The sequence below is a fragment of the Pedobacter sp. AK013 genome (genome assembly GCF_014205835.1).
Classification (GTDB): Bacteria; Bacteroidota; Bacteroidia; order Sphingobacteriales; family Sphingobacteriaceae; genus Pedobacter.
The window spans coordinates 112,102-117,530 of record NZ_JACHCQ010000021.1; the positions used below are offsets into that span (position 1 = coordinate 112,102).

The following is a 5,429-nucleotide window of genomic DNA, read 5'->3' on the forward strand; positions in this document are numbered from 1 at the left end:
TTATAAACAAGGGTTTCTGCACTTCGCAACCCCAAAAATGAAATACAATTGTGGCCACCTAGCCCCGGTTGAAGCGTTACCCTACAGCAACGAGGTAGCGTAAAAGCGTAAAACGGGAGGAAACGTATTGTTTTGTACAAGCCTTGCGCTCCATAAAAAATTAATATCAGTTGATGATTGGCCTATGATTCCAGAACCATGATGTCGCCACGCACTGTAAGGTCTTTATTAAATCTTATGGAACAAATCTCAAATCACTCCGTACCGGAAAATGATCGGATAATTTGGCTTGGGTAATTTTGTAATTTAATACCTCAAGTTCTTTAGAAGTGGCAATATAATCGATCTGAAAATTAGGGAATTTACCATTATAGGTTTTTCCGAGGCCATTGCCCTTTTTAATAAAACTATTATTTAAGCCAGCTGTAATTTGGGTAACTACGTAAGATGCTGGCGTATCGTTAAAATCGCCTGCAATAAGGTAAGGTGTTTTACAGGTGGCCATTTCTTTTTTCATAATATCTACCTGACCACTGCGTTTAAAAAAGGCACTTTTCAGCATTCTTAAAATCCGTTTAGATGGCTGCAGTTCTGTATTCATTTCCTTAACCTTATCCAGGTATTCGTAATCTTGTTTTTCGAAAGAAATTGATTGAAAATGTACATTATAAACCCTTAGCGTTTTTCCTTTAATGTTTAAATCAGCGTAAATGCTCATATTACCCGGAAAACCTTCAACAAAAGGAATTTTACCAGAATTTTTAATCGGAAATTTAGAAAATATGGCTAAGCCTGTGGCTTCGTAATCATTTTTATTGGTGGGTACGAAATAGTAATATTTCGTATTTAGTAGAGCCTTTAGGCTATCAACAGTATCAAATGCACCCTTATAGCGGGTAAAAAACTCCTGGAAACAGATGATGTCAGGATTTTGGTCTTTTACCACCCGAAGCATTTTTTCTTTAACCGATTCAGTATTGTCTTCGCCATATAGTTTAAAACTGTGCACGTTGTAAGTCATCATTCTGATGCTATTGTCTGCTTTTTCAGCGCCACCTTCATCGCCACCAATGGCAAAAGTTGCTTTTAAAGTTTTAGCACCGAGTGCAATAACCAGAATGGTAGCGATTGCAAAAATCCATTTTTTGCTTAAAAACCACCAAACCAAAAAGATAATGTTAGCGAATAGGACAAAAGGGTAGGCGAGACCAAAAAAAGCAATAATGGCATGTTTTCTTGGATCCATATTTCCGGCCAGAACTCCCAAAAGCAAAGCTATTGCCAATACAACGGCAATAGGTAAGAGGAGTTTATCCATGAAATTATATTTCTTCTTTTTCGTGGCCATTAATCTTTACTTGCCTTAAACAGTTTCTCCTTTTCTGCTGCTGTTAATTTATCGTATCCTGAGGTTGATATTTTGTCTAAAATGGCATCTATTTCCTGTTGTGAAACGCCGCCCTTAAACTCGGGCTTTTTAACCGGTTTTTCGTTGCGGACCACTTTAAGTTTTGGTTTGCGCTCAAACAGTTTGCTCCAGTCGCTTCCGCTTTGCAGGCGTTTAATAAAAATAAAACCAACAAGGGCACCCCCTATGTGTGCTAAACTTCCGCCTGCATTTACCGAGCCGATGGCTAGAAAGTCGAGAACAAAATAAATAATAGCAATCCATTTTATTTTAACCTCACCAAAAAAAAGCAGGATAATGCTGTAATTGGGTACCAGAGTTGCTGCAGCAACAATAATGGCCATTACAGCGGCTGATGCGCCAACAATAGCTACACCTGCTAGTCCATTGGCATAAAACGGAAATATATTTAATACAGCAACGGCAAATAAACCTCCAAATAGTCCGCCGGCTATGTATACAAAATGAAACTGGCGGCTTTTCAAAAAATTCATGAATATGTTGCCGAACCAAAATAAGCCGAGCATATTAAACAAGATGTGAAGAATCCCATCATGGATAAACATGTAGGTAAATATGGTATAAAATCGTTCGGGCAGTTTTGAAATATTTGCTGGCAGCGCTAAATAATCGCTTACGAATATATCAATAATATCACCTTGGCCACTTAGCTTGCTAAATAACCCAATAATAGCGATAACCAGAAACAACAGTACGTTTATGCCAATGTAAAAGAATATTGGGTTACCGGATTGAAAAACCTTGTATTTTAAATCTTTGAAAGTATTATTCATAGAGTGTATAAAATGTATCGTTCTTATCTTTCCATATTTTAACCAATATAAAGCCGATTAAAGCACCACCAAGGTGGGCGTAATGTGCAATAGAATCGCCTTCAAACTGGGCAACACCCAAAGATAACTCTACTAAAATATAAATTGGTATAATATACTTTGCTTTTACCGGAACCGGAATAAACATAATGAGTAACTCGGCATTGGGATAAAGCATGCCAAAAGCAACCAGTAAGCCGAAAATAGCGCCAGAGGCACCAACCATACCACCAAAATAGATGCTTCGAAGTGTAACCGCTTGTGCCATTGAGAGTTGTTGTGTGTTGAACTCGCCCTGAAATAATGCGGTAAGATTTATCTTTCCATTATTGGTGGCACAACCAATAATCTGGTGTACTTCATAAGCCTGTACAGCCCACTGTAATGCCAATGCACCTAATCCAGTAATAAAATAAAAAATAATAAATTTTTTGCCACCCCATCTTGATTCTAACAAACTTCCAAAAGAATATAATGCAAACATGTTAAAAAAGATGTGTGCAATACCGCCATGCATAAACATGTAGCTAATTGGCTGCCATATTTCAAACTTAGGAGAATCAAAATAGTATACCGCTAACCGATCATCCAAGTGGAGCGTTGTGAGTAGGTAACTCGCTGCAAAAAATAGAACGTTAATAATCAGTAGGTTTTTTACTACCGGTGGAATATATATGTTATTCATTTAATTTTAAAAATCGGTTATTGTTTAAACTGGTTAATCGGCGCTAAACGCCTAACTCCAAACGCTGAACCTGGTTAATTGTTTAAACTGGTAATCGTTTAACTGTTTTGTATTTCTTTTTGGCTTCAAGTTTTATTATGCCATTTAATCCTCTGCTTTCAGACTCCCGGCCTCCGACTTTCGGAATTCGGTCTTCTTGACAACCTAACATCTAAGGGCATCCAAGCTTTAAGCTTTCTGCTTTGGTCTTTTATCTAATTCTTTTCAAACTTCTTATCCAGCTCCGTCAAGGTAATGGTTTGGATAATCGGTTTACCGCTCACACTAAAGTTAGGTGTTTTACAGGCAAAAAGTTCATCAATCAAAGTATTCATTTCTTCTTGGCCAAGGCTTGTTCCAGCTTTAATGGCACTGTTTTTAGCTAAACTCCTTGCAAGGCTGTCGCGCTTGCTCAGTTTTAATTCTTGTTGCGAGTTTTTAAAGCCCTCAATCAGTTGTTCAAATAATTGTGTTTCGTTAATATTGCTGCTGCCCAGATCAACCGGAATACCTTCTACTACCAACGTATTTTTACCAAACTCCCGTACATCGAAGCCTAAACTTTTTATATCATCCAGTAAACTTTTGGCCAGTTCAAAATCATGGGCGTTAAGTGTAATGGTTTGTGGAAACAAACTCTGCTGCGATGCACCTTTGCGGTCATCCAGATGTACGAGAAAACGCTCGTAAAGGATCCGCTCATGTGCCATTTGTTGATCGATAACCATTAACCCTGATTTGATCTGCGAAACAATATAGCGGTTATGCAATTGCATATATTGCTTCTGCTTGGTTTCTAAAACAGTTTCATCAGCGTAAATAGAGGTTTGCTCTGCAATTGGTTGTTCTGTTATTTCATAAAGCGAACCCCAGTTTTTAGCACTCGGTTTGGCTTCATAATTTCTTGATGAAGTTGAATACCCAGAAGTAGAACTGCTATCACTGGCAAAAGGATTAAAATCAGGGTTGAAATTAATGCTAGGTGGTATAATATCTTCTACTGCTTTATGGGTAATCATATTGCTAAAACCAGTTTCCTGATCAAAATCTAAGGTTGGTGCAATATTATACCGACCAATGGAACGTTTTACAGCCGATTTCATGATTGCATAAATCGATTTTTCGTCCAGATATTTAATCTCTGTTTTAGTAGGGTGTACGTTTACATCGATTTTAGATGGGTCTATTTCTATAAACAATACATATAGTGGGTAACTATCGTCTGGCAATAACTCTTCGAAAGCAGAGCTTACCGCATGGTTTAAATAAGGGTCTTTAATAAAACGGTTATTCACAAAAAAGAATTGCTCACCCCTGGTTTTTTTTGCAAAAGCAGGTTTGCCAATATATCCTTTAAGGTTAATAATAGTCGTTTCTTCTTCAACAGGAACCAAACGTTCGTTATAGTTGTTCCCAAAAAGGTGAACTATGCGTTGTTTTAAATTGCCTTTTGGTAGGTTAAAAATCTCTGTTCCATCGTGATGGAGACTAAAAAAAACACCAGGATGTGCCAATGCTACCCGTTGAAATTCGTCCAGAATATGGCGCATTTCAACCGGATTACTTTTAAGGAAGTTTCTCCTGGCGGGTGTATTAAAAAACAGATTTTTAATCGAAATCTGCGTTCCGGGCGAAGTAGCTACCGGTTCCTGATTCGTTACCTGGGCACCTTCAATAGAAATGCAAGTGCCAATTTCATCTTCATGTCTGCGGGTTTTCATTTCTACCTGCGCAATGGCCGCAATAGAAGCCATGGCCTCGCCGCGGAAACCCATGGTACGGATAGCGAATAAATCTTCGGCTTTTTTTACCTTCGATGTAGCATGGCGTTCGAAACACATTCTGGCATCGGTAACACTCATTCCACAGCCATTATCAATAATCTGAATTAATGCTTTCCCGGCATCTTTTACTACCAGTTGTATTTTATCTGCGCCAGCGTCTATCGAATTTTCGAGCAATTCTTTTACCGCAGAAGCAGGCCGTTGAACAACTTCTCCGGCAGCAATTTGATTGGCAACAGCATCAGGCAATAAGTGAATAATATCAGTCATGTATTAGGGCAAAGTGAATTCGCTAAATTATGCAAAATAAGCTTAAAGAACCCGATTTGTTTAAAACTCAACACATAAATGACTGTAGTTAAACAGGATTGATTGCTGTAATCAATTGTCATCCTGAGCAGAGTCGAAGGATCTGGCGCAAGAATTAATTGCTACCTGTCATTCTGAACGCAGTGAAGAATCTTTATAGGAAACAATTTGTTATCTCTGCCTCGTTTTTTTTGAAAAGCAGGGGTCTGCATCAATCGGTTCCGATAGTCCTACTGTACACTGTATCCCGATAGAAAAAATCGGGATGCCGTTCCCATCAGTATCTATGTAATAAAGTGATCTTAGTTCAAGTGGTCTTTAGCAAGCCACAATTGTTAAATTTAAACAAAGAAGAGAACTAAGATCATGAC

At 38.2% G+C, this 5,429-nt stretch carries 4 protein-coding genes; all 4 read right to left on the reverse strand.

What is annotated here, in order from left to right; genetic code table 11:
• Nucleotides 1–235: 235 nt before the first annotated feature.
• The 4 genes from HDC90_RS15010 to mutL all read right to left on the reverse strand — a co-directional run bounded on the left by HDC90_RS15010 (nucleotide 236) and on the right by mutL (nucleotide 5,019).
• Nucleotides 236–1,318, reverse strand: a complete 1,083-nt coding sequence (locus HDC90_RS15010; protein WP_255497687.1) for an endonuclease/exonuclease/phosphatase family protein — start codon at nucleotides 1,316–1,318, stop codon at nucleotides 236–238.
• 29 nt (nucleotides 1,319–1,347) lie between these two features.
• Nucleotides 1,348–2,202 carry a rhomboid family intramembrane serine protease gene (locus tag HDC90_RS15015; protein WP_184467730.1) on the reverse strand — a complete coding sequence of 285 codons (855 nt, stop codon included), beginning with the start codon at nucleotides 2,200–2,202 and terminating at the stop codon, nucleotides 1,348–1,350.
• Nucleotides 2,195–2,926 carry a rhomboid family intramembrane serine protease gene (locus HDC90_RS15020; protein WP_184467731.1) on the reverse strand — a complete coding sequence of 244 codons (732 nt, stop codon included), beginning with the start codon at nucleotides 2,924–2,926 and terminating at the stop codon, nucleotides 2,195–2,197. Before HDC90_RS15020 ends, HDC90_RS15015 begins: the two co-directional genes overlap by 8 nt.
• A gap of 254 nt (nucleotides 2,927–3,180) precedes the next feature.
• Entirely contained in the window at nucleotides 3,181–5,019 is a 1,839-nt protein-coding gene (gene mutL / locus HDC90_RS15025) for a DNA mismatch repair endonuclease MutL (protein ID WP_184467733.1), read from the reverse strand.
• Nucleotides 5,020–5,429: the final 410 nt, after the last annotated feature.

Bases quoted from the DNA above. Each gene is read 5' to 3' on its own strand.
- HDC90_RS15020 (WP_184467731.1), bottom strand. From the start codon at position 2,926: ATGAATAACATATATATTCCACCGGTAGTAAAAAACCTACTGATTATT.
- HDC90_RS15010 (WP_255497687.1), bottom strand. From the start codon at position 1,318: ATGGATAAACTCCTCTTACCTATTGCCGTTGTATTGGCAATAGCTTTG.
- HDC90_RS15015 (WP_184467730.1), bottom strand. From the start codon at position 2,202: ATGAATAATACTTTCAAAGATTTAAAATACAAGGTTTTTCAATCCGGT.
- mutL (WP_184467733.1), bottom strand. From the start codon at position 5,019: ATGACTGATATTATTCACTTATTGCCTGATGCTGTTGCCAATCAAATT.